Genomic DNA, 24,871 nt, shown 5'->3' on the forward strand with positions numbered 1-24,871 from the left:
GCGAATGTTGGACGCTGAGTATTCACGCGCCTTGGCCGCCTTTTCGGACGAGGTCTCTCTCTTGCGCGACTGGCTGTACGGCAATGCGCTGCCGCTCTGGTTCGAGGTCGGCTACGACCGGCAGGCCGGAGGTTTCTTCGAACGGGTCGGGTTGGATGGCACGCCTTGCTTGGAGGACAATCGGAGGGCTCGGGTGCATCCGCGGCAGATCTATTGCTTTGCCGCGGCCGGCGCGCGCAACGTACTTGTTGACTGGCGCGAACTGATCCAGCACGGATTTTTGTGGTTTGAGCGCGTCTATCGCAGGGACGATGCGTTCTTCGGCAGTGTCGCGTCGCCTTCGGGGGAGATGATCGACGAGAGCTTCGACCTCTATAATCAGGCCTTCGCCCTCTTCGCTTTTTCCCAGTTGGCCCTGTCCGTCCCCGAACAGAAGGACGCGATGGAAGAAAAGGCGCGCGTCCTGCTCGCCACGCTGAAGGCGGACTATGCCCATCCGGAGGCGGGGTTCGAGGAAGGCCGCCCGGTCAAGCTGCCGCTGTGCTCCAATCCGCACATGCATCTCTTCGAGGCCTGCCTCGCCTGGGAGACGATGGCTGCTGATCCTATACCCTGGGCTGCGTTGGCCGATGAGATCGCCAATCTTGCGATGACGCGGTTCATCGATCAGGAGACCGGTGCGCTCAGGGAGTTCTTCGACCGCGACTGGTCACCGTTTCCCGGCGACAAGGGACGAATCGTCGAGCCCGGTCATCAATTCGAATGGGCATGGCTCCTGGCACGCTGGGGGATTGCGCGCAACGTCCCGAAGGCAATTGCGGTCGCCGAGCGGCTCTTCGAAATCGGCGTCGAACACGGTGTCTGCGACGAGCGGCAGGTGGCCTTCATGGGGCTGTATGACGATTTTTCGATTTCTGACCCTGTCGCAAGGCTCTGGCCGCAGACCGAATGGCTGAAGGCCTCCGCCCTCCTGGCCCAGATCAGTCGTGGCGAGCAGCGGACCTATTATCTGCGCCAGGCGGTGAAGGCCGGGACGGCGTTACGCAAGTTCCTCGCCACAGACATTCCGGGGCTCTGGTACGATAAGCTCCCCCTGAGCGGGCAGTTTGTTAACGAGCCTGCGCCTGCCAGCAGTTTCTACCACATCCTTTGCTCGATCTACGAAGTCGACGACACCCTGAAACTGTTGCAGTGAATTCCGCCCATTTTTTTGCCGGTCTGTTTCGACCCGACGCCCCGAGCGGCATGATTCGCCGCCGGTCTGCAATCACGAATGAGGACATCAACTTGGCCACTGATCTTGCTTCCGACCATGAGGGCGCAGCTTTGCGCGGATGCGCGGTTTACTCGTCGTCGCGGGACGCATCGAGCCGCGCGGGCTGCCGCCCGAGTTCGCGCCAGGACTAGGACTTTCGGACATGGTCTTTTCGTCGGTCATCTTCATTTTCGTCTATCTGCCGCTGTTCCTCGCGCTCTATTACGCCTGCCCGGCCCGATACAGGTCCTATTTCATCCTGATCGGCTCCTACTGCTTCTATGCCTGGTGGCGGGTGGATCTTTCTCTGCTGATGCTGGCCACAACGGCGTTCAACTATTGCGCGGCGCTGGCGGTCCACGGGGCAGGAACGCCGCAAAGGCGAAAACTGTTCCTCGTCGCGACCGTCGTCGGCGATCTCGCGCTGCTCTTCTATTTCAAATATTTCAACTTCTTCGCCGATAGCAGTGCTTATTTGTTCAATCAGGGCGTGCCCTACAGCTGGTCCTTGCCGCACGTCATCCTGCCGATCGGCATCTCCTTTTATATCTTCCACAACATCAGCTACGTCGTCGACGTCTATCGGCGCGATCTCGAACCGTCGCGGACCTTCGTTGATTATGCGGCGTTCATCGCCTTTTTTCCGCATCAGATCGCCGGTCCGGTGCTGCGCTTTTCCGATCTTGCCGAGCAATTCTATGGCCGTGAGCACAACTGGACGAAGTTCAACTACGGTGCAATGCGCTTCCTGACGGGACTTGCGAAAAAGGTGCTCATCGCCGACTCGATCGCTCCGGTCGCCGACGCGGCCTTTTCGATCCCCAATCCGACCATGGCGGAGAGCTGGCTCGGCGCGATAGCATACACGCTCCAGCTCTATTTCGATTTCTCCGGCTATTCGTCCATGGCGATCGGACTCGGCATGATGGTAGGCTTCCATTTTATCGAGAACTTCGACGCGCCCTACAGATCGGTCAACATCACGGATTTCTGGCGCCGCTGGCATATTTCTCTCTCGAGCTGGCTACGCGACTACCTCTACATTTCGCTGGGCGGCAATCGGAAAGGCGTTGGGCGTACCTATTTTAACTTGGCGGCCACCATGGTTCTTGGAGGATTGTGGCACGGAGCAAACACGACCTTCCTCGTTTGGGGGGCTTGGCACGGCTTCTGGCTCGCGGTGGAGCGCTATTTCAACGTTTCGGCCAATGCGCCCTTTCGCATTTCCTCCTGGCTCTTCACCATGATGCTCGTGGTGATCGGCTGGGTTTTCTTCCGGGCGGCCAATATGACCGAAGCGATGAGCATGCTCGCCGGCATGGTCGGGCTGAATGGATTTGGCTTGCGCAGCGACTATGCCTGGGAGTTTCCCAACTTTGGATTTCTGCTGATGGTCGTCGGTGTCCTCACGGCGCTTGGCGAGCCGCAATTGCGCCGGTTCTTCGGACTGAAAACGACCAAGGAACTGGTGTACGTCGGAGGGATCGATTATCCGCATGTCAACCCCGTTCTGGGGGTTACCGCGACCGTTCTCGGCTTGGCTGCGATCGTCAAGCTAGTGGCCGATAGCGATACACCTTTCCTCTATTTTCAGTTCTAAGGAGTGTGCCAGGTATGGACGAGTTCACTGAGGTCGTCGCTTCCGGCGAAATAGATGCTCTGACGTCAAAAAAAGACGGGCGTAGGCTGAATGCGAAGCTGGCTTATCTACCGGCTCTGTCGATTTTCATCCTGTTTGCCTGCGGCGTTGCCGTTCTCGGCCACTTCTGGAACAGCAAGGAGATGGCGGATCATCGGCAGTCGAAGCGTTCGCTCGCAGACGTCATCCAGGGCCGTGAAGCATTGGCGGTCGAGAGGATATACAAAGACGTGTTCCCGATTCGGGACTTCTCCACTGGCTTGTTGAACCTCATAAGCTTCAAGATCTTTGGCGAAGCGCGCAAAGGGCTGATCAAGGGGAGCGACGGCTGGTTCTTCAGCGATGAGGAATTCAGCTGGAATCGCAAATCCTTGAGCATGCTAGAGAAGCATCTGAATTTCGTAGAGGACACGCTTTCCACGCTGAGGGAGGCCGGTATCGAGCCTATTCTACTTTTGATTCCGGAAAAGGCTGACATTTATCGCGATAAGCTCGGCGATGTTGCCGTGCCGTCGTCACGTGAGCACTTTTATGAAAACGTACGGCTCCGGCTGATCACTATGGGTGTACCGGTTCCCGATCTGCGGGAGGCGTTCCTACAGGCTCGTGAACAAAAGCCGGTCTTCCTGAAGTCCGACACTCACTGGACTGTGCAGGGCGCTGGTGTGGCCGCCGGTTCCGTCGCTCAGGTGCTAGCACATCATCCAGACCTGAAGCACAAGGAATTTACTTTGAAGCCAGAAGAAGAGATCGTGCATATGGGTGACCTCTACAAGTTTGCCAAGTTCTCGATCTTTGAGCCTTTCGTTCCAATGCCCGGCGATGCTCTCAGGTCGCTTGCCGCCATGAGCGCGGATGCCAGCCTCGACGACCTGCTATCTGACGAGAATGAGGGGCCGGAGGTGGCGATGGTGGGCTCCAGCTACAGCGCCAACGCCAAATGGAGCTTCGAAGCCCAGTTAAAGGCGGAGGCGAGAGTCGACGTCATCAATTTCGCTGAGGAGGGTAAGGGGCCGTTCGCCCCGATGGAGACCTTCCTCAAAGAGAAGCTCCACGAGCAGAAGCAACTCAAATATGTCATATGGGAAATGCCACTTCGCTATTTCGATGAGGTGGCGTACTGAAGCGGATGTGGTTGAATGGTCGATATTGACTTTGCCGTGAAAGTACGAGTTGCAATATTACTCTGCCAGGTGGCGACAAATGCAAAGTTTTGGATCGATCGCCTGGCTTTCTTATCCGCGGTTCGATCCCCATCAAGGCGACGGAAGGAGCACCTGTTGTGCCCCTTGGATGACGTTAGGGAACGTCCGCGTTGAGACACGTGAACAGGGTGTCAAAGCACAGTTGGGATCATGACTACCTTTATCGCCGCTCCGGTTGAGCGTTGTCAGGATTTCAGCCCACCTTTTTTACCATCGATGTCCCCGCCGAAAGAACACATCGTTGCTCGCGGTAGCGATGTTGCCCAGGCAAGCCACATGAAGCCATCTTCGTACCAACTGCCCGCAGCACCTCACAGCGGAGAAAGCCGATGAGTTCCGCGTCTAAAGCAACAATTTTACGGGATTTTTTTACCGGGACTTGTTGCGCTATGGGCTAGCTTTGGGCTCTTTCGCAGCGAGTATTTCACGGCCATGAGTTTTATCAATCGTTACTCCCCCACCACAGTAAAATCGGCCTTGCTGCTTGCTGCGATTGGCGCGGTGTGCTGCCTTGCAGGATCCGTTGGTCTTTTACTTGTCTTAAACATTCTCCTCCCGGAGAAACCATTTTTAGCCGGATTCGTGAGCATCATCGTCGTTTCGCTTGTTGTTGCATTTCCGCTGCTCCTCGCGCTGCAGCTCCGAAACGCAGAACTTGCGGCGCTGCACACGAATATTGACCATACGGCCCGGCATGATCCGGTGACGAACGCACTCACCGCCACCGCCTTTGCGACCGCGATGCAGAACTATGCCGAGCGCCGCCGGAAAATCGCAACCGACGCCGGCGGAATCATGATCGCCGTGGTCGTCGAGACGCTCGACGCGATCAGCCGCCGCTATGGCCCGCAATGGGCCGACACGGTGATGCTGTCGCTCGCCGAAATCATCAGGACCTCGGTCAGAAGCGGCGACCTCGTCGCCCGGCTCGCCTCAAACGAACTCGGCATTTTCCTGCCCGGCGCCAGCCCCGAAAACGCTCAAGACATCGGCGCACGTATCCGCAGGCGCGTCTCACAGGCTGCCTTCGAATCCGAGGAGGCGCCACTCGACCTTCAGCTCAAGCTCGGAGGCGCCCTCTTCGAGGGGGCTGAGGATTTCAACCGAATCAGACAGCTTGCCGGCGAGATGGCGTTTGATAGCGGAACTGATGATGGCGAGCCGATCGCGATTGCGAAATTGCCGGCGGCTTGACACCGGATGGCAGAAGGGCGCGCTTTTGCCGCTTTCCTGAGATTCAGTCGATTTTCAGCCGACGTGCACCGCGGTGTGTATCATGCTTGTCGGCAGTCAAGATATTGACCGCTCAAGCTTTTTTTGGAGAACACATGTGCAAGCGCCCGGTCGTTGACACCGGCGATGCTAGCGAGATCCCGACCGTCGATTGAAGCCCAAAGATGATCCAGCGCCGCTCACCGGATGATGGAGAACGGCGTAGAGGAGTTTAATTTGGCGCCGATCAGCAGAATGCCGGCTTGGTTTTTCAGCAGGCTGTAGGAGAGCACGCAGGCATCCGTTCCGACGACGGGCGATAATGTCGCGCTCGTTAGCTGCTCCATGGATCGACGATCTCGATTCCGAAACCTTCAAAATCCCTGGTATTGCGCGTAGCGAGGGTAAGATTGTGTGCCATTGCCGTAGCAGCGATCAAACCGTCCATCGAGGCGAGCCCACGATCGCTGCGCTTCGCAAGTGCCGTCAGGTCGCCACGCCAGGGCGACAGGCTCCTCTACCGGAATGACCCGCTGCTCGAAACGTTGCGGAAGATCCGTGGCAAGCCATTCCGCCAGCGCGTCGCGTTTTCGCCCACTATCCATCAAGGCAACACCGCGGCGAATTTCCGCGATCGATACAAGACTGATGAAGGCGCGATCTTCGTCAAGCCCATCGAGCCATTCCAGGACGCGTGTATCGGGACGCGGCTTCGTCACCTCGGAGAAGACATTGGTGTCAAGCAGCAGTCTCACAGCGGCAAATCACGCGGTTCATCACGTTGACGCTCGAGGTCCAGATCGGTGCCGCGCAGTGGCGAGTCCATCAGGAACTCGGCGAGCGAACCTTTGCGCGCCGTTTTCCTTTGCCAATCCTCCACCGAAACAACGACGACGCTCGGTTTTCCGTTTCGGGTGATCGTCTGGGGCACGGATTGTGCTCGCTCGATAACCTCCGAAAGATTTGCTTTGGCGCTGGCGACCGTCCAGCTCTTGTCATTGTGCGTTGATGGTTGCATTACTCAGCTCCTGACTATTTTGACTATATGCGACGGTCTGATCTAGATGTTTGATCCCAGGCTTTGATAGGGTCTCCTTGTCTTCCGCATCAAAGGATGCGCTATGGGCCAGGTTCTTCATGGAAGCGCCACGACGACAGAGGCAGTCCGTCGAGCGATACAACATAGTCAAGAGAGCCTGAGGGCTAGATGGAATATCTATTCAGCCTATATTTCTGGTGTTCTTTCATCGCCGTTCGGCTCAGACCTCTTGTTGGACCTTCTTCAGAATGATTTGCGAACCTCCTTCACGGCCTCAACCTTCGTTGCATGACCAAAATATTGAAATCCACGAGACGACGGTTCGGTCATATCGTTCCCATCGCCTGAACGAACGTATTGAACGCAAAGAATGCTGCCTTGGCAGTGCTATTCGCCGAATTAATGCCAGTCTCGCGCAACCACAGGGCACCGTTTCGGCAGTCTATTCTTGGGAAAGCCGGCGCAGCGCGTCATAAGGATCGAAGTCCAGTATTCTCGACAACTCGAGGAACTCAATGACATCCACTCGGCGCTGGCCACTTTCCAAACGCGCCACAAACGATTGATACTCACCAAGTTTGTCGGCGAGTTCCGTCTGCGTGAGGCCCGATGCCTCCCGCTTCTCGATCAGGAGCGCTATGAGCGCTCTGTGCCTTTCCGTGCCGAGAGTCTTCGCCACGTTACCCACCTTGCTTAAGGGGAACAGGCGGAGATCGGTATCGACGACCTACGCTCCGAAAAGATCATCGCCTTCAATCGCCAGAACCTCTCCTATACCGAGCGGTACTTCAACGAGAAGTTCGACGAATACGATCTGACCCGCAACATCGCCTATAGCTGCGATGATACCTATTCGCTGGTATCGCTGGTCTCCGCGGGCCTTGGCATCGGCTTTGCGCCGGAATGGGTTCAGGACCTGCCGAACCGGACCGCAGTTCCGATATAGGTGCCACATCATGAAGGACTTAGAGATGCAGGACGAAGCCTCAGCGCTTTTGGAAACCTTGGTCTTTACCTTGGGGGTCATCACCAACAGCAATGCTGAAGATCGGCGCCGGATCGCAGAGGCCTATCACGAGGCGCAGCGCATGGTGGCCACGATTGAACTTGAAAGCGGCTCGGCCCGCCATCGAATCATTGCCTGCCTCGAACGCTTTAACGCCTATAAAGCCGAGGACGACGTCGTAGCTGCCGGCTGGATGCTCACTGCCATTCAAGAACGGATAGGCGAGTGTGACCTCACGGATTGGAAATCGTCGCAGAACAGGCCGTGCAGCTGCTTTTGGCCCCGCGAAACGAGCTGCATTAGTGCAAAGCGGGGCGCGCCGAGGTGCGACACAGGACCGCCCAAATCGTATCTTTCCCAAATGTACTTGAGGGTGGTCGGTGTGGAAAATCATGATAGCGTTGTTATGGGATGGGAGGTCCTAACCGATGAAGAGGCCATTGAAGCTGCGATCGACAAACACGGCAAAGACCCGACGACGTCAGTTGCGTATTGCGCGTTCGAGGCGTCCGGCAGTCGAGACGGACCCGAGTATCGGTTTTGGTTGAATCTGTTTTTGAAGCTTGTCAAAGAGGCTCATGTCGGATGGGCGTAGGGGACCCTTGTCGCCTGGCAGTTAAACGTGAGAATGCGGCTGTTTCGGCCAGGTTTGGCATTTAAAAGGTTAGAATCCGAGCGAGCGGATTCTCAAATTGACTGCAATTTTGAAGACGCCACTGATTGGCATGGCCGTGATCTCGTCGATTGCGTTGCTGAATCGCGCCTCGTCCTATATGGCCCCGCAGCATTTGGAGTATCTCCGGTCCGGCCCGCTCGACGATGGCTACTCCGGCAAGCAGACATGGTCGAAGGTGAAGCGGCAGGATCGGACTTGCCGGTGTAGGCAGGTTCCTCCTTCCGAAGCGACGACACTATCGAGATCTGGAATGATTGCACGAGCACCCTGAATCGCACGGTTCGTAGCCTCAGGGAAGGGGTCTCGGCACGCGTCGCATCAGCAAAAGGCGTGCGATTTCGGCCGGTGATGTCCATGTTCTGTCGAGGGCCGTTCTCCTATGAGCGGACATCAATCACACGCCTCACGACCCGCAAGCGTTGTCGGACGTGGTCAGCATCAGGGTCGTAGCGGCGGACAGTAGCCCATCCAAGAAACAGAAGAAGCCCCCTGCACGACCCTGACCGCAATGGGAGGTCGAATTCCAGAAGTGCAAAGATGAGAACAATTTGCTGCAGTCAGTGTCATTCAATTAATCGCCGCCGAGGCTTCGGCTCATGCTCAATCGAACGAAGAACGCACTCCGGCACCCACCGGGGCAAAAGTCGAATTCCTGGACATCAAGAACAATCAGAAGATTCCTCGCGGCACCACCATCCACTTCGGTCTGACGAAAATGGGGATCGCCGACCGGTACGGGGCACTGATGGCCGGGGCGCGAAAGATCAAATCTTACCTTTATCGTTCACAGACGCTTCAGCATTTCCGAGGACCAGATGCGGTTAACTGCTGGAATCGTTTTGTAATTTCGGATCTCGCTCTATCTGCGACTGTAGTGAAAGGCAGTGCCCCGCCCTGGGATCTCGCCTTTCATCAACAGGAAACGCGCGCTTCCATTGGTTTTCATTGCCGGGCATTGGCTTCGGCAGGAGATAAGTCAGGAGGTTGAAATGAGCGACTACAAGTCGACCCTTGCCGTCTTGGCCATCGGCTGCACGGCTCTCATCGCGCCGCTTCACGCAAACGCATTGGACATCGGCGGCAAGAACGGAATTGGCGTCAACGGCAGCAGCAGTGGTCTGAACGCCTCTGTCGGAGGCGCCAATGGAGTTAACGCCAGTGTAGGCCGCAGTTCGAGGGGCGGCCTCGGAGTGGACGCATCGGTTGGGGGCTCCAACGGGATCAACAGCAGCACATCCGTGAGCCGTCGCAGACCCGCCCTCGACGTCAGCACAACCGCCAGCATCGGCGGATCGAACGGCGTCAACGCTGATGTCGATGCGAGCATCGGAGGCTCGCGCCTGGCCACCGCAGCAGCAAGGGTTGGAGTTTCGGAAGATGCTCCTGTCCAATCCACTCTCGGGACGCTTTCGGAAGGCGCTGCGGTCACGAGTGGTGTGGGGGCGGGCAGTATTCCTCGCAGCACGTCCCTGGCCTTAAGCGAGATGTCTACGGCAGATAAAGCCAAGGCAAAATTGCGCTGCAAGGACGTCCTGAGCTCGGGTGGATTCGACGCGAGCCTTGTCAAGCTCTGCAAAATGGTCGTCGCGATGCGCTAGCTGATCGCGCGCTCTCCGTTCCAACATCCTGATCGAGATTCCCGGTGCTTCGGCGTTTCCGACCGTCCGGGAATCCCATCGCTTGTCTGATCCGCAAAGGTGTCACCGAGCCTTTCGCGTCAATAGGTCAGGGTGACAACTACGGTATCGGTGTAGGTGCCGGGGTTGGGTGTGTCCTGCGGAGGCACGCGGCCATAGACGGTCAAGACTTGAGCCTCGCCGGATCCGGTTCCCGCAACCGTACTGCCCGGTGTTGTCGCATCTCCCCACGGCTGCGAGCGAGCTACATCCTTGTAGAGGCCGTAGGTGACCGTTTCGGCTCCTCTCGACATCTTGCGCGCCATCGGTGCCGAGTTCGTGGTGCCGCCGTTCAAGGAGATCGTATAGGTCGTTCCTGGCGTGCAGGTCGCCGTTATGGAGCCGGTGGCATCGACATTGGCGTTTAGGATACGCTTGGTGCTGACGTCGATATTCTCCACGGCGACAAGACAGTTCGCAGCAACGTTTGCATTGACGCTGAATGACGTCGTGGCCGAAGTTCCCTGGGCTGCATTGCAGTTGCTGTTGGTGGTGTAGCGATATCGGAAAGGAGCGTGGCTTCCGGAAAAATTAGTTCCAGTCGTAGCCGCTGGCTGGCTGCCCAATACCGCCCCGTAGACGGTAAAATCCAGTCGTGGCGGCAGGCGTCCATTCCCACAAGGCAAGGCGAACTCAACTATTGCTGACCACCAATGCGGGACAGATTGATCCGCATTTCCGCCGATCCAACACCTTGGCCTTGCTCAGAGCTTTGGGCGCTCTCTCCCTCGATGGCTGTCGCAAGGACCGGGGACGATCGGACCCCACCAATCGGGCCGAAATGAAATGGAGGGCGGCCGGAAGGAACTTTGTTGCCGCGCGAGGAATGGCGGCGCCGCCGCCAGGAGCAGAAAGTTTCCGATGGCCGTTGCGGGAGGACGATCGAGGCGAAGCCGCTCTCCGGTCAGACATGCCTCATCGAGCCCGCGAATGGAGCGCCGCTAACAACCGGCTAAGGGACGTGGCAATGGCGGCCACTCCGGCTTTAGTTCAGGCCGTACCAGGTCCCGCGACCCGCTCCATGAAGGGTCAGATGCCCCTGCTCGGTCAACGCCCGAAGATGATCCTTGACGGTGTTGCGGCTTGCGCCTGTGGCCTTGGCCGCGTCCATCACCGTAACGCGCCCGCGCTCACGCGCCAGTTCGAGGATCGCAACCGACAACTCCGGCAGGTCGCCCAGCAGGATGCGTTCACGCTCGATTTTGCGCTCGAGCCGCTGCTTCTGGCGCTGCAGGCTCCGGAGGAAAAACTCGACCCACGGATTCCAGTCCTGTTGCTCTGTCCGGATCGTGCCCTGCGTTCGACGAAGCGCGAGGTAATAGGCTTCCTTGTTCTGCTCGACAACGCTTTCGAGAGAGCTGTATGGCACGTAGGTATAGCCCGCCCGCAGTAGCAGCAGAGTGGTCAAGGCTCGCGACAGGCGGCCATTGCCGTCCTGGAAAGGATGGATTTCCAGAAAGACCACCACGAAGACAGCGACGATGAGCAGAGGGTGAAACGTCCCATCCCTTTCCTGGTCCTGTTGCCAGGACACTAGCTCCGACATACGGCCAGGCGTATCGAAGGGGGACGCCGTCGCGAAGACGGTTCCCAGGCTTCGTCCATCTTCGTCGAAGGCTTCGACGTTGTTGGCAAGGGTTTTCCAGTTTCCCCTATGTCGCTCATCCTTGGTCGAGTGAGCGAGCAGATCGCGATGGAGTTGGCGTATGTGATTTTCGTCAAGCGGGATGGCGTCGAAGGCGGAGAAGATCATTTCCATCACCTCGGCATAGCCTGCGACCTCCTGTTCGTCTCGGCTGGTGAACGAGCCGATTCGGAGGTTCGAGAGCAGCCTTTCGACTTCGCGGTCGCTCAGTTTTGCGCCCTCGATACGGGTCGAAGAGCCGATGCTTTCGATCGTCGCCACCCGCCGCAAGCTGGAGAGCCTGTCTGGCGCGATACGACCGAGCGCTCGCCACGCACCTTTGAATTCGTCGATCTCGGCGATCAACGATAGGATCTCAGGCGTGATACGCAATTTCGCGAGATCAAGGACCGTCATCCATTATCCCATCCGTTTCCATCCGAATGGGATATGACACAACGGGCTCCATTCTTCCATCCATTTTCATCCAATAAGGAAGAACGGCGGAAAAAAGTCAGAGCGGACATCGGGAATCCGGCCTTGGGTGGTCGCAAAAATGCTCGTGTTGGCTGCTCATCGATCGACGGTCGATCAACGCTTCGCCATCTCGCTGTCCAGCCGAGTTAAATGCCTTCAGCCTCACATTAAGAACTGCGACAACGCCGACAGGTCGGCCTTGACGGGGAAGCACTCTTGAATGCCTTTCTTTAAGAATTGAGGCCGTCCATCAAAAGTTCTTCTGACCCCATCGTGCAGGTCATCGTGTTACGGAGAATTCAGCCGAACGCGGTCCGATTTGTCCGGATCGTGATGAGGCAATTCGAATATCGAGTGTGCTTATGGACCTGTCTAAGATAGAGACGCTAATCGCTTTTGTCGGGCGATCGAACATTAGCGAGCTGACGGTGACGGAAAAAGGCGTCACGGTCCGGATCTTCCGGACGCCCGATCGGGCAGCATCACAGGGCGCGGCGCAAGCGCAAAAGGCGGCAGCAGTTGGTTCCATCGAGTCGGCTCGCGATGCGTCTTCGGCAACTGCCGAGACCTCGGCCTTCCCCGTGAAGGCACCTGTCTTCGGCGTCCTGCATCGGGCGCCTGCACCAGGCCAGGAGCCGTTCGTCAAGGTCGGCGACATGGTGGAGGAAGGACAAACCCTTTTCATCATCGAAGCGATGAAGGTCTTCAACAAAATTGGCGCGCCGCATGCCGGCCGCATTGCGCGACTGACCGAAGTCGACGGCGGAGAAGTCGAGACGGGCGACGTGCTGGCGGAGATAGCGTAATGGCCGAGCCTCTCGATGACACTCCATCGCCAAAGCAACGATTTGATACGGTTCTGATCGCCAATCGGGGCGAGATCGCCGCACGGATCCAGCGCGCCTGCCGTGAACTCGGCCTAAAGACTGTGGCCATCTGTTCCGAGGCAGACAGGCAGGCGCTTTACGGCGAGACTGCCGAGAGCTTTCTATGCATAGGTCCTGCGAATGCGGCCAAGAGCTATCTCAATCAGGATGCGATCCTCCTGGCAGCGCGTCTGACCGGCGCGGGGGCCATCCATCCGGGCTATGGCTTCCTGTCGGAAAGCGCTGCGTTCTCCGAAGCTATCGAAAAGGCGGGCTATGTTTTCATCGGTCCGGAAGCTTCATCGATTGCCACCATGGGCGACAAGATATCGGCCAAGCGGGCGATGATCGCCGCCGGCGTGCCGTGCGTGCCCGGTCCGGATGCGTCGCTTCCCGACGATCCCGCTTCCATCGAGCGCATCGCGCAGGAGATCGGGTATCCCGTGATCATCAAGGCCGCCGGCGGCGGAGGCGGAAGAGGCATGCGCGTCGTACCGGAGGCCTGCTCGCTGCACCAGGCGATCACCTTGACCCGGGAGGAAGCCCGTCAGGCCTTCGGATCCCCAGTGCTCTACATGGAGAAGTTCCTCCAGCATCCGCGCCATATCGAGATACAGGTGCTTTGCGACACCCATGGCAATGCCGTCTGGCTCGGGCACCGCGATTGTTCGATGCAGCGCCGTCACCAGAAGGTGGTGGAGGAGGCGCCGGCGCCAGGGATTTCGCCGGATGCGATCCGGCCTGTCGGGATGGCTTGCGCGCAAGCCTGTCGGCAGATCGGCTACCGAGGTGTGGGAACCTTCGAATTCCTCTACGAAAATGGCGCCTTTTATTTCATCGAGATGAATACGCGCCTGCAGGTGGAACATCCGGTCACAGAAATGACCAGCGGCATCGATATCGTCCATGCCCAGATAAGGATTGCGCAGGGTGAACCCCTAGATTTGCTTCAGAACGACGTGAGATGCGAGGGGCATTCCTTCGAATGCCGCATCAACGCCGAGGATCCCGATAGCTTCCTGCCCTCGGCCGGCATTATCGCTGATCTCGCGCTGCCTGAGGGACCGGGCATTCGCGTCGACACCCATATCCATGCCGGCTACCGGGTTTCGCCCTATTACGACTCATTGATCGCCAAACTCATCGTCCATGCGCCGATCCGGGCGGAAGCAATGGCGAAAATGCGAGAGGCGCTGGCTGCCACACGCGTGGAAGGGATCGCTACCAACCTTCCACTCCTGCGCGCGCTGTTCGAGGACGAAGCCTTCGTCCATGGCGAGACGGATATCCATTATCTCGAGCAATGGCTCAAGCAGCGGAGGGCGGCATGAGCGCGATCGACTTCAGCGATCCTGCGACCATTGCAGTCCTGGCGCACGCGCTGACGGCAGCCGGCGTGGACGGCCTGGAAATCTCCAGGCCGGACGGACAGCTGCGCATCGTCGTTTCGAAGGAAGTGGGTACCCAAGTCGCCCTGACAGGAACCGCGCAGCCGGGTTTGATGGCGGCACTGTCAGCGATCGTGAAGGCGCCGATGGCGGGCCGCTTCTGCGTCTCGCATCCCGCAGTACCGGTCGACGTCAGACAACTGCCGCATGAGGTTTCCGACAAGGACGTGATCGGTTTCATCCGCATCGGTTCCGTCCTGCTTCCCATTACCGCTGGACGGTCTGGTTTGCTGACCAGGCTGCTGGCAGAGCGCGATGCCCTGGTCGGATTCGGTGAGCCCCTGTTTGAAATCGAGCAGCAACCATGATTGCCACTTTGAACATCCTTGCGCCACAATGCGAAATCGTCCCGGCCACCAAAGGCCGGGCGCGGGTCTCCTTCATTGGAGCGCGATCCTTCCTGCTTGAAACCTCAGGGGATTTCGATCTTCCCTCCCAGCGATGGATCTGGGCCCTGTGGCAAACGGTAAAGGGTTGGGTGGACATCGCAGAAGTGATACCCGGCATGACCAATCTGCTGGCTATCTGCAAGGAGACGCCCGAGGATCCCGAAATCGTCGTCAGCCGATTGCTGGAGGCATGGGATAACGCCCAAAGCATCGATCTGGCAGGGAAGACTATCGAAATTACGGTCCACTACGGCGGGCCATATGCGACCGATCTTCCCGCCCTGTGCGAGCTTTCCGGACTAAGCGACCGGGAGGTCGTACGCATCCACTATGAAGCGACCTATCGCGTATTCGCCCTGGGCAGCGCCCCGGGCTTTGGCTATCTGCATGGCCTCGATCCCCGGATATACATGCCCAGAAAGACAGTCCCATCGCTGAGGATGGAGAAAGGCTGCGTGACGATTGGCGGCATGCAGACGGGCGTTGCGATGCTGACCGGACCGAATGGATGGAACTCCATAGGCTACGCGGAACTGCAGATGTTCGATCCGGCTTCCTCGATACCTGCCCTGATGGCGCCGGGCGATACCGTGCGCTTCGTGCCGGCAAGGATCGAGCTATGATCGAGATCGTCGAAACCGGCCCATTCAATACGGTGCAGGATCTTGGCCGCCCAGGCTATCGCGATATTGGTGTGTCTGCCGGCGGCGCCATGGATCCGTTGGCTGTCAGGATCGGCAACATCCTCGTTGGCAACGATGAAGATGCGGCGGCGATAGAGGTGCAGACCTTTCCATTCAAATTGCGCTTCGACATGCACACCGTCTTCGCCGTGACAGGCGCCGACGGCCAGCCGGTGCTCGATGGCAGGGAACTGCTTGCATGGTGCACGCATGTCGCTGAGGCGGGCCAGGTTCTCGAACTGAAGCAGCCGCCGACCTTGGCGCGTGCTTATATCGCGCTCGCGGGAGGGCTGGATGTGCCGGTTCTCATGGGCTCGCGAAGCACGGCGCTTCGCGGCGGATTCGGTGGCAATGCCGGGCGTCCTCTCATCAATGGAGACCGGATAGAAATCGGCTCAACATTTGATGAACTCCCGCTGCCGGTCAACGGTATCGCCGTCGTCGAGCCGGCCGTCGCGCTCGGCGATGTCTTTCCCGCCCCCATCGACGGCGCGTTGCCGGTCCGTGCCATAGCCGCCGGCGAGCAAGAGCTGTTTGTCTCAGATGGCGAGGCGTTCTGGAGCCAGGTCTGGCGTATTTCATCTCGCAGCGATCGCACCGGCTATCGTCTGTCCGGGGAGCCAATCAAGCCCACGAAGACGATCGAGATGCGCTCCCATGGTGTCGTCCCGGGCGTGATCCAGGTGCCGCCGGGAGGGGAGCCGATCATTCAGATGAGCGACGCCAATACGGCGGGTGGCTATCCGAAAATCGCCGGCGTCATCGAATGCGATCTGTGGCGGCTCGGCCAGGCGCGCGTTGGCAGCCGGTTGCGGTTCGTGCGCTCGACGCATGCTGAAGCGCGTGCCGTTGAGCGGGCCGTTGCCCGGTATGTCGAGGATGTCCAGCGAACGTCACAAATGGTCAAGCGCGCTTTGAGGGCGATGGCATGACGATAGTTCAACGGCTCAATAGGAGGAGGCGATGAAGTTCGATCTGAATTCCGACATGGGCGAAGGTTTCGGTCCTTACCGGCTATGCGATGACGAGGCGATGATGAAGATCGTATCATCGGCCAATATCGCCTGCGGCTTTCACGGCGGGGACCCGGACACGATGGCGCGCATGGTGCGTCTTGCGAAGCAACACGGCGTCGGCATCGGTGCGCATCCAGGCCTGCCGGATCGGGCCGGTTTCGGGCGGCGCGAGATTCCATTCCATCCGGATGAACTTCGCCAGCAGATGCTCTACCAGCTCGGCGCGCTGATCGCGATCGCCAAAAGCGAAGGCGTCACCGTCGGCCATTTCAGCTTTCATGCGGCCATGGGCAATATGGTCAATCGCGATCCCGTGCTCGCCGATCTGATGATGGATGCCATTTTCTCTGTAGACCCACGCCTCGTGGTATTCGCTTCTCCTGACAGCGAAATCGAGAGGGCGGCGAAACGCGCCGAGCTCAAGACGCTTTCGCTGTTTCTGGCAGACCGCGCCTATGACGGCGGTGGCAAGCTGGTGGCCCGCGGTCTGCCGGGGGCCCTGATCAAGGACGAGGCCTCGGTCCGGGCGCGCGTTCGCCAGTTCCTGACCGATGGTACCGTCGAGACCATCGACGGTACTGTCATCGCAATTCCGGCCCGGTCGATTCTCGTTCATAGCGATACGCCCGGCTCGCTGGAACTTGCCCGCATCGTCCGCAGCGAAATCGAGGCTTCCGGCGCCACCCTCGCGCCTGCGGCCGAACTTGCTTCCTGATTGAGCCCTTGCCGTCACGGTTCCATCTCACCGAAAGATCATGTCGATGTCTTCCATAGCCGACCGTCTGAAAAACGTTTCCATCTCCGCTTCCGCAGCCATGACCCAACGCGCCAGGGAACTGGCCGCCAAGGGCATCAAGGTTGTCAGTCTTTCCTCCGGGGAGCCGGACTTTCCGACGCCGGCTCATGCGATCGAGGCGGCCCATGCAGCAGCACTCGGCGGCGACACCAAGTATCCACCGATGGATGGAACGCCGGCGCTCAAGGCCGCGGTCAGCAGGAAGTTCAAGCGGGACAACAATCTCGATTACAATGCCAGCCAGATCGTCGTTTCCGGCGGCGGCAAGCAGGTGATCTTCAATGCAATGCTTGCGACCTGTAATCCGGGCGATGAAGTCGTCATTCCCACGCCGTCGTGGGTCAGCTACGCCGATATCGTCAAGTTCGCCGGGGGTGTTCCGGTGGCCGTTCCGTGTTTCGAACAGGCCGGTTTCAAGCTGCGCCCCGAGGATCTCGAAGCGGCGATCACGCCGCGCACCAAGTGGCTTATCCTGAACTTCCCGAACAATCCGACGGGGGCGGCCTGCTCGCGTGCAGACATGGCCGCCATCGCGCAGGTCATGCATCGTCATCCGCACGTCTGGATTCTAACCGACGATATCTACGAGCACCTGATCTATGGCGGGTTCGAGTTTTGCACGATCGCCGATGCCGACCCCAGGCTCTACGATCGCGTCCTGACGATGAATGGTGTTTCCAAGGCCTATGCTATGACAGGCTGGCGGTTGGGGTATTGCGCCAGCGGTTCGAAGGAACTGATCGCCGCGATCAGCAACGTCAACGGCCAAAATGGTGGCGGCATCACCACAGTCACGCAGGCCGCGGCCATTGCGGCGCTGGACGGGCCTCAAGATCTCCTTAGGGAACGGGCGGCAATCTACCGACAAAGGCGCGATTTCGTCCTCGACCAGCTGGCGAAGATCGAAGGGCTGCGCTGTCACAAGCCCGACGGCGCCTTCTACATCTATCCCAACATCTCCGGCCTGATCGGCAAGACCACGAAGGGCGGGCGCAAGATCGAGACCGACGTCGATTTCGTCATGGCGCTCGTGGACGAGCATCACGTCGCGACGGTACAGGGTGCCGCCTATGGCATGAGCCCCTATTTCCGCATTTCCTACGCGACAAGCATGGAAATGCTCAACGAGGGCTGCGCACGCATCGCCCAGTTCTGCCGGGATATGCGCTGAATTACGACCGCAGCCTTCCGGTCCGCTTGCCGCGCCGCAGGGCATTCGTCCAGCTCGCAGGCTTTAAAGTTTCAGCCGCTCGGTCAGTTCGACGAGAATGTCCTTGACGGCGAATGCCGGCTCTGACAGCGAACTCTGATCCGACGTGCAAAGTGAGAGCGTTTCCTCGAGCCTGGGGGAGAGCAGCCGGCAAACGAGAGGCTCGTTCGATTCTGACACGATGCGATCGGCAATGGCCTTCGGCATGATGGTCGCTCCGAGGCCCGTTCCTACAGCGCGGGCAAGCGTCCGCACGATCTCGACTTCCGCCACGACCTTGAGATTGATTCGACTGCGCGTGAATGCGGTATCCACCGCGCGGCGCACGAAATTGTAGGCCGGCGGCAGCAACATCGGCAGTCCGTCGAGCGCTCCAACCGGAATGGGTTTGGAATCCGCTTCGATGGCGAAGTCGCGATGTGCCACGAGGTAGAATTCTTCACTCAGAATCGGTTCGAACCGGACGCCCTTGATCGGGCCGACGCCGTGGATCAGGGCCATTTCCAGCCTGCCGTTCATGATCATCTGGCTATAGGTCTGGCCGACGCTTTCGGTCAGGTGAAGCAGAATACCGGGATGCCGTTTTCTCGTCTCGGCCAGGAGTTCGACAGACAGCGTGGCGGCGCTGCTGAACGGCACGAGCCCCACGCTAACGCGCCCTGCAAGCGAATTGCCGGCGGCCGCGGCGTCTGCCTGGGCCTGTTCCATCTGGCGCAGGATGATCTGGGCATGCCGGTAGACCGCATGTCCTGCGTCGGTCATGGTGACGCCCTGCTGGCTGCGGATCAGCAGTTTCTGGCCGAAATGTTCCTCAAGTGCGGCCAGTTGCTGGCTCAGTGCCGGCTGGGCGAGATGCAGGATGTCCGCCGCACGCGTGATGCTGCCGCTGTCCACGATGACGATGAAGGATTTGAGGCGTCTTATATCCATGGGGGAATTGGCACTATGTGATCTTCGCTGGAGCATGTTTACAGACGCGCCCCCGTTTTGCAAAGCGACGCTGGCCGCAGGCCGTCTTCACCCTCAATAAAGGCCGAGAATTCTGGCGCCTTGGACCGTCCGCCGGTCGCCCGCCAATCTCCATAAAAGTTGCTTATTACTCCAAAAGTAATCGGTCTTAGGCAGAGCGTTAAAGCTCCGTTATTGTCCACAGCAACAACAAGGGGATCAAAATGCCATTCTCCGATTACAAAACCGCATTGGTCACCGGCGCTTCCTCCGGCATCGGTGCCGCAGTCGTGGAGCGGTTGTGCCGAGAGAATCTCGAAGTGCATGCGATCGCTCGCAGCACCGGCGCCCTGAAGGAATTGGCCGAGCGTACGGGCTGCATTGCGCATGTCATTGATGTGAGAGATAGCGCGGCAATTGCCGATCTCGCCAACCGCGTGCAGTTCGACATTCTGGTCAACAATGCCGGCGTTGACCGGCCGAAGAAATTCCTCGAAGCGGACGAAGGAGACATCGATCTCCTGATCGACGTCAATCTTCGTGCCGTCCTGCACCTGTGCCGTCTGATCGTGCCTGGAATGGTGGCGCGCGATTGCGGACACGTCATCAACATCTCCTCGATCGCCGGCAACTACAATTTCGGCGGCAATTCAACGTACCATGCCGTCAAGGCAGGCGTCGCCATGTTGTCGAACCAGTTGCGGATCGACGCGTTCGGCAAGCATGTGCGGGTGACGGAAATCTGTCCCGGCCGCGTCGCAACGGATATCTTTAACCACGTCCACGGTAATGATCCGAGCGTCCGCGAACGCTTCATCGACGGTTTCGAATTGCCTCAGGCCGCTGACATCGCGGAGGCGATTGCATTCGCAATCGCTGCGCCTGGAGCGGTGAATATCGGACACATGGAGATCACGCCGACGCTTCAGGTGATGGGCGGCTTGCAGACGGCCAAGCCGGAAAAGACTTTTCCCGAGGCCGGCCAATCCGGGGAGCCGAAGCGGTGAGCGGCTTCGATCTCTCGGCAATCTTGAGCAACCCGGAATATGTCGAGATGCTTCTGCACGGCATCGAAATGACGTTCGTCATCTATATAGGTTCGTGGCTGCTGGCGATGACGCTCGCGCTTCTGTTCCTGGGTCTGCGTTTTTCACCGCTGCGTTTCGGCAATCCGGTGGTCGCCGCCTATGTTTCGTATCATCGGAACGTCCCCACCCTCGTCCAGCTCATGCTTTGGTATTTCGGCATATTCACGCTGATGCCGCAGGATTGGACGACCTGGCTCGCCGCCCACAATGCCGAAGCCATCTTTGCTGTTATCGGACTGGGACTTTGCCAGGCCGCCTATTTCAGTGAGGATCTGCGCTCGGGCCTGCGCTCCGTCAATCCTGGTCAGATGGAAGCCGCCAAGGCCCTTGGGCACAGCTATATCTCGGCGATGCGTTTCGTGATCATGCCACAGGGCGTTCGCAATGCGCTGCCGCCGCTCATAAACCACAGCGTTTCCCTGTTCAAGAATAGCAGCCTTGCTCTCGTCATCGGCGCATCGGAGCTCACGCATGCCGTGAAGGAAATTGAGAACTTGAGCTTCAGGACCTTCGAAATCTACCTGGTCGGCACAGTCCTCTATCTGTTTTTCTCGCTCCTGATCATGACCGGCGGCGCCTACCTCTCGATGCGCGCAGATCCTGCAAGGAGTGCACGCGCATGATTAACGACATCATCGCGATCATCAAAGACTACTGGCTGCTGCTGTTGATCGGCCAGTATCCAAACGGGCCGCTGGGCGGGCTCGCCAACACACTCATCCTTTCGGCACTCAGCATCGCTCTCGCTTTTCCAGTCAGCATCCTTTTCGCATTGGCCAGGTTGTCGAAATGGCCAATGCTGCGCTGGCCAGTTACCGCTCTCGTCTACGTCACCCGCGGCGTACCTTTGTTGATGCTCATCCTTTGGAGCTATTTCCTCGTCCCGCTCTGGACTGGGGCGGATGTACCCAGTTTCGTGACCATGCTCACGACGCTGGTGGTCTATCAGGGCGCTTTCTTGAGTGAAGTGGTCCGTGCGGGGATTGTCGCGCTCGGGCACGGCCAAATGGAGGCCGCTCGAGCGCTCGGACACAGTTACCTTGGTGCGATGCGCTACATCATCCTGCCGCAGGCACTCTACAACATGATACCGAGCATCATCTCGACGTTTGTCTCGACAATCAAGGACACGACGCTCGGATATGTGATCAACGTGCCGGATCTCACCTTCGCGGCCAGTCAGGTCAACAACCAGCTGCTAACACAGCCTTTCCAGGTGTTCCTCATTCTCGCGATTGTCTACTACGCAATCTGCTGGAGCCTGACCCACGTCGCAAATCGTCTCGAGAGGAGCATCGCGCGCCGGCGCGCCGGTCCCTCCAGCCTGCATGCAACACCCTTGGTTGCGACCTCAAAAATCGTATCGGAGCAGCTATGAGCACTTCAATTCCATCGACGCAGGAGTTGCAGACGATCCGCCTGTCGAATGTCTGCAAGAGCTATGGCGACTATCCGGTCTTGAAGGACATTGATGCCGAGGTGGCCCAGGGAGAGGTCGTGGTCATATGCGGACCGTCCGGTTCGGGAAAGTCCACACTGATCCGCACCATCAACCGGCTTGAGGAGATCAGCAGCGGATCGATAACACTCGACGGCCGCAATATTCATGCGCCAATGCGTGCGAAAGAACTGAATTTACTTCGCAGCCGCATCGGTTTCGTGTTCCAGAGCTTCAATCTTTTTCCGCATCTGTCGGTGCTCGACAACGTGTCGATGTCGCCGATCAGGGTGAAGGGCGTTCGGCCCGAGGCGGCGCGCGACAAGGCGATCAAGCTTCTCGAGCGTGTTGGTCTGGCCGACAAGGCCCATTCCTATCCAGGTCAGTTGTCTGGTGGACAGCAGCAGCGCGTCGCCATTGCCCGCGCGCTCGCCATGGAGCCGCCGGTAATGCTCTTCGATGAACCCACGAGCGCGCTCGATCCGGAAATGGTTGGCGAAGTGCTGAGCGTCATGAAAAGCCTGGCGGCCGAAGGCATGACCATGCTCTGCGTCACCCACGAAATGGGCTTCGCCCGCGATGTCGCAGACCGCATCTGGTTTATCGATGCGGGGCAGATCCTTGAAACGGCGTCTCCCGAAGACTTCTTCAAGAGCCCGCGCCATCCTCGCGCCCAGCGCTTCCTGGCCGATCTAAGGCATTAACCACCATCATAACAAAGGAGAACAGCAATGAACTGGAAATACCTTGTCCTGGGTGTCGTCCTAGCTGGCGCAATCTCGCCGGCGAAAGCGGATCAGCTGGAGAAAATCAAATCCGCAGGGACTTTGCGCTGCGCGACCTTTGCCGACGTCCCACCCTTTGCGTCCCCCGATCTGAAGACGCGTCAAATGGCCGGCTTCGACGTCGATCTTTGCACCGCGATCGCCAAGGAACTGGGCGTCAAGGCCGAGATCAAGCCGGTCTCGGTTGAAGCGCGCGTGCCGGAGGTCAAGCTTGGCCGCGTCGACATTACGGTTGCTAACCTCGCTTATACATTGAGCCGGGCCGAGCAGATTCAGTTCAGTGATCCCTACTATCTCGCGAAGGAAATGCTCATTGTCCCGGCCTCCGATCCTGGCAAAAGCAAGGCGGATTTCGCGGGCCAGAGAATTGCCTCGACCAAGGGCTCCACATCCGAAATGTCGATCAAGCTCAACAAGTCCGAGCCCCTGACATTCCAGGACACCGCTTCGGCCTATCTTGCGGTTCAGCAGGGCAAGGCGAGGGGTATGGTGGCCAATACCATGACGACGACCAAGTTCGTCAACGAATCCAAGACCAAGGGCAAAGAAATGCGGATGATCGAGGAACCGATGTTGTTCCAGCCGATCGGCATCGGTATGGCCAAGGACAATCCGGACCTGACCGCCAAGATCAACGAGGTGCTTCGCAAGCTCGATACGTCGGGCGAGCTCAACAAGATCTGGGACAAGTGGCTCGGCCAGAACACCGAATACAAGATGACCCGGACCGACAAGGTGGTGCCGCTCTCCGAGCTGAAGTTCGACCCGATTCCGTAAGCCACCACTCGCTCGGTCCGGCCAAAACTTGATCTCAAAACATTGAAGACTGCAGGCGGCGGGACGTGCTCGCCGTCGGTCTTACCCATGGAGTTTTTTATGATCCACATCAAAGACATCGCTGAACGGCCAAGCAAGGCTGATGTCGAGGCACTTTCCAAATTCTCGCCAGCAACAATCCACGAGGCTCAAGGACGCAAGGGGGCGCTTTCCTCTCGCCTTAAGCCGGTTGATTATCGCATGAAGCTGTGCGGTCCGGCCTTCACCGTAAAATGTGCGCCGCGTGACAACATCATGCTGCAGCTTGCCATCAACTACGCAAAGCCAGGCGACATCATCGTCGTGTCGGCCGGCGAATACGAGGAAGCCGGCTCTTTCGGCGACGTTCTGGCCAATGCCTGCCTTGCCAAGGGCATCGGCGGACTGGTGACCGATACCGGAGTGCGCGATACGCTTCAGCTGAGGGAACTCGGCTTCCCGGTTTTCTCGCTCAGCGTCTGCATCAAGGGCACTGTCAAAGAAACGATCGCCGCCGTGAATGATCCGATCATCGTCGGTGGGGAGATCATCAATCCCGGCGATATCATCGCGGGGGATGCCGATGGCCTGGTCGTTGTCCGGCGCGCTGAAGTCCAGGATGCAGCCCGGTTATCGCAGGCCCGCGAGGATGCCGAAGCCGGCTATATCGACGCCTATAAGCAGGGCAAGTCGGTGATCGAAGTCAGCAAGCTTGAACCCGTTTTGAACGCCAAGGGGCTGGTCGTCGACATCTGAGACCGGCCCGCGCCGAAGTCCAGCTGTTTGTTGCCGGCTTTACTTTGGAAGTGCTGCAGAACGAATACAACTATTGCCGCGACACCTCATCTCCTACGTCAACGGGACATAGGCGCGGCTCTTTGCGTCGAGCCAATCGAGGTCGGTTTTGCCGGCTGCGCGCAGATAGGCTGCGGCCCTGAGAAACAGAGGATGGCGCAGATCCCGCTTCGTCAGAAGATGATGGTCTTGCCTTTCGATCCGCTTCATCATTGCCGCCTTCTCAGGCTCGTCGCTATATGCACGCGCCAGAAAGGTCACAAACCCATCTGTGAACTCAAACACGTCGTGCTCGTAATGGTAATCGCAAAACCCGTCAGCGCCAGGCTCGGATGCATCGATGTGATGCGATACCTCCACCGTCATGGGCCAAGCCGTGCCGCCCCGCTCCAAGACGGCCTTGGTGCGCCACAAGGCCACTCGCGCTCGGTAAAACGTAACCGGTGTTCCGCTCCCACATTGTTCTCACCGCCGTGATCTGTGATTGCCTTTCCGGGGACGAGCAACTGGAGTTTCTCCATGGAGAGTACATTGGAGGTTCTCACGACCAGGCAGTCTGGACGTGAGGTTCACCGTCACTGGCCGGACGAGGTGAAGGCGCAGATCGTTTCGGGGAGCCTTCGGCCAGGCGTGTTGGTCAACGAAGTCGCGGAGCGACGTAAGCGGTGTTTGCCTCACACCTTGACCTCGACGCATTGTGCCATTTCGAAGAATGCCACTGTGACGAAGATGGCAACAATGCTCCACAAGCGGACATTGCGGCTATCGAACTCCGTACTATGCGCCGTCGCAAAAGTTAGGAAAA

The 24,871-nt window shown here is 58.6% G+C and carries 25 protein-coding genes and 3 pseudogenes; 20 read left to right on the forward strand and 8 right to left on the reverse strand.

The window, feature by feature from the left end; genetic code table 11:
• Nucleotides 1-4 precede the first annotated feature (4 nt).
• From BLP23_RS15485 to BLP23_RS15500, 4 genes are all read left to right on the forward strand, one after another.
• Nucleotides 5-1,195, forward strand: coding sequence for an AGE family epimerase/isomerase (locus tag BLP23_RS15485; protein ID WP_092585695.1), 1,191 nt, complete (start codon nucleotides 5-7; stop codon nucleotides 1,193-1,195).
• A gap of 139 nt (nucleotides 1,196-1,334) precedes the next feature.
• On the forward strand, nucleotides 1,335-2,855 hold the full coding sequence (locus tag BLP23_RS15490) for an MBOAT family O-acyltransferase (RefSeq protein WP_233426718.1): 1,521 nt from the start codon (nucleotides 1,335-1,337) through the stop codon (nucleotides 2,853-2,855).
• 182 nt (nucleotides 2,856-3,037) lie between these two features.
• Nucleotides 3,038-4,018 carry an alginate O-acetyltransferase AlgX-related protein gene (locus BLP23_RS15495; RefSeq protein WP_167363903.1) on the forward strand — a complete coding sequence of 327 codons (981 nt, stop codon included), beginning with the start codon at nucleotides 3,038-3,040 and terminating at the stop codon, nucleotides 4,016-4,018.
• Between the two features lie 663 nt (nucleotides 4,019-4,681).
• Entirely contained in the window at nucleotides 4,682-5,293 is a 612-nt protein-coding gene (locus BLP23_RS15500; RefSeq protein ID WP_233426719.1) for a diguanylate cyclase domain-containing protein, read from the forward strand.
• 218 nt (nucleotides 5,294-5,511) lie between these two features.
• On the opposite strand, the gene BLP23_RS33705 is transcribed toward BLP23_RS15500, so the two are convergent.
• The 4 genes and pseudogenes from BLP23_RS33705 to BLP23_RS15520 form a co-directional block, all read right to left on the reverse strand.
• Nucleotides 5,512-5,658: a hypothetical protein gene (locus tag BLP23_RS33705; RefSeq protein ID WP_167363904.1), complete on the reverse strand. Its 147-nt coding sequence runs from the start codon at nucleotides 5,656-5,658 to the stop codon at nucleotides 5,512-5,514.
• Nucleotides 5,646-6,066, reverse strand: a pseudogene (locus BLP23_RS15505) (PIN domain-containing protein). Before BLP23_RS15505 ends, BLP23_RS33705 begins: the two are co-directional and overlap by 13 nt.
• Nucleotides 6,063-6,329, reverse strand: a complete 267-nt coding sequence (locus tag BLP23_RS15510) for a type II toxin-antitoxin system Phd/YefM family antitoxin (RefSeq protein WP_092585698.1) — start codon at nucleotides 6,327-6,329, stop codon at nucleotides 6,063-6,065. Before BLP23_RS15510 ends, BLP23_RS15505 begins: the two are co-directional and overlap by 4 nt.
• A gap of 463 nt (nucleotides 6,330-6,792) precedes the next feature.
• Nucleotides 6,793-7,029: a helix-turn-helix domain-containing protein gene (locus BLP23_RS15520; protein ID WP_407691792.1), complete on the reverse strand. Its 237-nt coding sequence runs from the start codon at nucleotides 7,027-7,029 to the stop codon at nucleotides 6,793-6,795.
• A 21-nt stretch (nucleotides 7,030-7,050) separates the two neighbouring features.
• Here BLP23_RS15520 and BLP23_RS15525 point away from each other — a divergent pair.
• The 3 genes and pseudogenes from BLP23_RS15525 to BLP23_RS15545 all read left to right on the forward strand — a co-directional run.
• A pseudogene (locus tag BLP23_RS15525) lies at nucleotides 7,051-7,278 on the forward strand (LysR substrate-binding domain-containing protein); the annotation flags it as partial.
• Between the two features lie 484 nt (nucleotides 7,279-7,762).
• Entirely contained in the window at nucleotides 7,763-7,951 is a 189-nt protein-coding gene (locus tag BLP23_RS15535) for a hypothetical protein (RefSeq protein WP_092586097.1), read from the forward strand.
• Nucleotides 7,952-9,021: 1,070 nt separating this feature from the next.
• Complete coding sequence (locus BLP23_RS15545; RefSeq protein ID WP_092585701.1) at nucleotides 9,022-9,630, forward strand: hypothetical protein; 609 nt, start codon at nucleotides 9,022-9,024, stop codon at nucleotides 9,628-9,630.
• Between the two features lie 119 nt (nucleotides 9,631-9,749).
• On the opposite strand, the pseudogene BLP23_RS15550 reads toward BLP23_RS15545, so the two are convergent.
• Nucleotides 9,750-10,292, reverse strand: a pseudogene (locus BLP23_RS15550) (Csu type fimbrial protein); the annotation flags it as partial.
• Nucleotides 10,293-10,693: 401 nt separating this feature from the next.
• Complete coding sequence (locus tag BLP23_RS15560; protein WP_092585703.1) at nucleotides 10,694-11,749, reverse strand: Fic family protein; 1,056 nt, start codon at nucleotides 11,747-11,749, stop codon at nucleotides 10,694-10,696.
• 422 nt (nucleotides 11,750-12,171) lie between these two features.
• Between BLP23_RS15560 and BLP23_RS15565 the strand changes: the two genes are divergently transcribed.
• Genes BLP23_RS15565 through BLP23_RS15595 form a run of 7 tightly spaced genes read left to right on the forward strand, consistent with a single transcriptional unit; the run spans nucleotide 12,172 to nucleotide 18,178 of the window.
• Nucleotides 12,172-12,615, forward strand: a complete 444-nt coding sequence (locus tag BLP23_RS15565; protein ID WP_092585704.1) for an acetyl-CoA carboxylase biotin carboxyl carrier protein — start codon at nucleotides 12,172-12,174, stop codon at nucleotides 12,613-12,615.
• Nucleotides 12,615-14,006 (forward strand): acetyl-CoA carboxylase biotin carboxylase subunit, encoded by a 1,392-nt coding sequence (locus BLP23_RS15570; protein WP_092585705.1) that lies wholly within the window; start codon nucleotides 12,615-12,617, stop codon nucleotides 14,004-14,006. Before BLP23_RS15565 ends, BLP23_RS15570 begins: the two co-directional genes overlap by 1 nt.
• Nucleotides 14,003-14,431 (forward strand): biotin/lipoyl attachment domain-containing protein, encoded by a 429-nt coding sequence (locus BLP23_RS15575; protein ID WP_092585706.1) that lies wholly within the window; start codon nucleotides 14,003-14,005, stop codon nucleotides 14,429-14,431. The genes BLP23_RS15570 and BLP23_RS15575 overlap by 4 nt, the downstream gene beginning before the upstream one ends.
• The gene (pxpB, locus tag BLP23_RS15580) at nucleotides 14,428-15,135 is read left to right on the forward strand and encodes a 5-oxoprolinase subunit PxpB (protein WP_092585707.1); all 708 of its coding nucleotides are present in this window, start codon (nucleotides 14,428-14,430) and stop codon (nucleotides 15,133-15,135) included. The genes BLP23_RS15575 and pxpB overlap by 4 nt, the downstream gene beginning before the upstream one ends.
• Nucleotides 15,132-16,127, forward strand: coding sequence for a 5-oxoprolinase subunit C family protein (locus BLP23_RS15585; protein WP_092585708.1), 996 nt, complete (start codon nucleotides 15,132-15,134; stop codon nucleotides 16,125-16,127). Before pxpB ends, BLP23_RS15585 begins: the two co-directional genes overlap by 4 nt.
• A gap of 31 nt (nucleotides 16,128-16,158) precedes the next feature.
• Nucleotides 16,159-16,926: a 5-oxoprolinase subunit PxpA gene (locus BLP23_RS15590; RefSeq protein ID WP_092585709.1), complete on the forward strand. Its 768-nt coding sequence runs from the start codon at nucleotides 16,159-16,161 to the stop codon at nucleotides 16,924-16,926.
• A 40-nt stretch (nucleotides 16,927-16,966) separates the two neighbouring features.
• Nucleotides 16,967-18,178 (forward strand): pyridoxal phosphate-dependent aminotransferase, encoded by a 1,212-nt coding sequence (locus BLP23_RS15595; RefSeq protein ID WP_167363905.1) that lies wholly within the window; start codon nucleotides 16,967-16,969, stop codon nucleotides 18,176-18,178.
• A gap of 63 nt (nucleotides 18,179-18,241) precedes the next feature.
• Here BLP23_RS15595 and nac read toward each other — a convergent pair whose 3' ends face one another.
• Nucleotides 18,242-19,147 (reverse strand): nitrogen assimilation transcriptional regulator NAC, encoded by a 906-nt coding sequence (gene nac, locus BLP23_RS15600; protein WP_092585710.1) that lies wholly within the window; start codon nucleotides 19,145-19,147, stop codon nucleotides 18,242-18,244.
• A gap of 242 nt (nucleotides 19,148-19,389) precedes the next feature.
• Between nac and BLP23_RS15605 the strand changes: the two genes are divergently transcribed.
• The 6 genes from BLP23_RS15605 (at nucleotide 19,390) to BLP23_RS15630 (ending at nucleotide 24,027) form a co-directional block, all read left to right on the forward strand.
• A complete protein-coding gene (locus BLP23_RS15605; RefSeq protein WP_092585711.1) occupies nucleotides 19,390-20,172 on the forward strand; it encodes an SDR family oxidoreductase in 783 nt (260 codons plus the stop codon).
• Nucleotides 20,169-20,876, forward strand: coding sequence for an amino acid ABC transporter permease (locus BLP23_RS15610; protein ID WP_092585712.1), 708 nt, complete (start codon nucleotides 20,169-20,171; stop codon nucleotides 20,874-20,876). The genes BLP23_RS15605 and BLP23_RS15610 overlap by 4 nt, the downstream gene beginning before the upstream one ends.
• Nucleotides 20,873-21,631 carry an amino acid ABC transporter permease gene (locus tag BLP23_RS15615; RefSeq protein WP_092585713.1) on the forward strand — a complete coding sequence of 253 codons (759 nt, stop codon included), beginning with the start codon at nucleotides 20,873-20,875 and terminating at the stop codon, nucleotides 21,629-21,631. The genes BLP23_RS15610 and BLP23_RS15615 overlap by 4 nt, the downstream gene beginning before the upstream one ends.
• Nucleotides 21,628-22,395: an amino acid ABC transporter ATP-binding protein gene (locus BLP23_RS15620; RefSeq protein WP_092585714.1), complete on the forward strand. Its 768-nt coding sequence runs from the start codon at nucleotides 21,628-21,630 to the stop codon at nucleotides 22,393-22,395. Before BLP23_RS15615 ends, BLP23_RS15620 begins: the two co-directional genes overlap by 4 nt.
• A 27-nt stretch (nucleotides 22,396-22,422) precedes the next feature.
• Nucleotides 22,423-23,253 (forward strand): ABC transporter substrate-binding protein, encoded by an 831-nt coding sequence (locus tag BLP23_RS15625; RefSeq protein WP_092585715.1) that lies wholly within the window; start codon nucleotides 22,423-22,425, stop codon nucleotides 23,251-23,253.
• Nucleotides 23,254-23,352: 99 nt separating this feature from the next.
• Complete coding sequence (locus tag BLP23_RS15630) at nucleotides 23,353-24,027, forward strand: 4-carboxy-4-hydroxy-2-oxoadipate aldolase/oxaloacetate decarboxylase (RefSeq protein WP_092585716.1); 675 nt, start codon at nucleotides 23,353-23,355, stop codon at nucleotides 24,025-24,027.
• A gap of 93 nt (nucleotides 24,028-24,120) precedes the next feature.
• Here the strand turns inward: BLP23_RS15630 and BLP23_RS15635 are convergent, their stop codons facing one another.
• Nucleotides 24,121-24,432: a hypothetical protein gene (locus tag BLP23_RS15635; protein WP_139187070.1), complete on the reverse strand. Its 312-nt coding sequence runs from the start codon at nucleotides 24,430-24,432 to the stop codon at nucleotides 24,121-24,123.
• Between the last annotated feature and the right edge of the window lie 439 nt (nucleotides 24,433-24,871).

This window comes from Rhizobium mongolense subsp. loessense, assembly GCF_900099775.1.
Classification (GTDB): domain Bacteria; phylum Pseudomonadota; class Alphaproteobacteria; order Rhizobiales; family Rhizobiaceae; genus Rhizobium; species Rhizobium loessense.

Coding starts and splice junctions, on each gene's coding strand:
- BLP23_RS15605 (WP_092585711.1), top strand. CDS start 19,390: ATGCCATTCTCCGATTACAAAACCGCATTGGTCACCGGCGCTTCCTCC.
- BLP23_RS15575 (WP_092585706.1), top strand. CDS start 14,003: ATGAGCGCGATCGACTTCAGCGATCCTGCGACCATTGCAGTCCTGGCG.
- BLP23_RS15510 (WP_092585698.1), bottom strand. CDS start 6,329: ATGCAACCATCAACGCACAATGACAAGAGCTGGACGGTCGCCAGCGCC.
- BLP23_RS15495 (WP_167363903.1), top strand. CDS start 3,038: ATGGCGGATCATCGGCAGTCGAAGCGTTCGCTCGCAGACGTCATCCAG.
- BLP23_RS15635 (WP_139187070.1), bottom strand. CDS start 24,432: ATGACGGTGGAGGTATCGCATCACATCGATGCATCCGAGCCTGGCGCT.
- BLP23_RS15585 (WP_092585708.1), top strand. CDS start 15,132: ATGATCGAGATCGTCGAAACCGGCCCATTCAATACGGTGCAGGATCTT.
- BLP23_RS15485 (WP_092585695.1), top strand. CDS start 5: ATGTTGGACGCTGAGTATTCACGCGCCTTGGCCGCCTTTTCGGACGAG.
- BLP23_RS15595 (WP_167363905.1), top strand. CDS start 16,967: ATGTCGATGTCTTCCATAGCCGACCGTCTGAAAAACGTTTCCATCTCC.
- BLP23_RS15560 (WP_092585703.1), bottom strand. CDS start 11,749: ATGACGGTCCTTGATCTCGCGAAATTGCGTATCACGCCTGAGATCCTA.
- BLP23_RS15630 (WP_092585716.1), top strand. CDS start 23,353: ATGATCCACATCAAAGACATCGCTGAACGGCCAAGCAAGGCTGATGTC.
- nac (WP_092585710.1), bottom strand. CDS start 19,147: ATGGATATAAGACGCCTCAAATCCTTCATCGTCATCGTGGACAGCGGC.
- BLP23_RS15535 (WP_092586097.1), top strand. CDS start 7,763: ATGGGATGGGAGGTCCTAACCGATGAAGAGGCCATTGAAGCTGCGATC.
- BLP23_RS15620 (WP_092585714.1), top strand. CDS start 21,628: ATGAGCACTTCAATTCCATCGACGCAGGAGTTGCAGACGATCCGCCTG.
- BLP23_RS15590 (WP_092585709.1), top strand. CDS start 16,159: ATGAAGTTCGATCTGAATTCCGACATGGGCGAAGGTTTCGGTCCTTAC.
- BLP23_RS15490 (WP_233426718.1), top strand. CDS start 1,335: ATGCGCGGTTTACTCGTCGTCGCGGGACGCATCGAGCCGCGCGGGCTG.
- BLP23_RS15570 (WP_092585705.1), top strand. CDS start 12,615: ATGGCCGAGCCTCTCGATGACACTCCATCGCCAAAGCAACGATTTGAT.
- pxpB (WP_092585707.1), top strand. CDS start 14,428: ATGATTGCCACTTTGAACATCCTTGCGCCACAATGCGAAATCGTCCCG.
- BLP23_RS15615 (WP_092585713.1), top strand. CDS start 20,873: ATGATTAACGACATCATCGCGATCATCAAAGACTACTGGCTGCTGCTG.
- BLP23_RS15565 (WP_092585704.1), top strand. CDS start 12,172: ATGGACCTGTCTAAGATAGAGACGCTAATCGCTTTTGTCGGGCGATCG.
- BLP23_RS15625 (WP_092585715.1), top strand. CDS start 22,423: ATGAACTGGAAATACCTTGTCCTGGGTGTCGTCCTAGCTGGCGCAATC.
- BLP23_RS15545 (WP_092585701.1), top strand. CDS start 9,022: ATGAGCGACTACAAGTCGACCCTTGCCGTCTTGGCCATCGGCTGCACG.
- BLP23_RS33705 (WP_167363904.1), bottom strand. CDS start 5,658: ATGGAGCAGCTAACGAGCGCGACATTATCGCCCGTCGTCGGAACGGAT.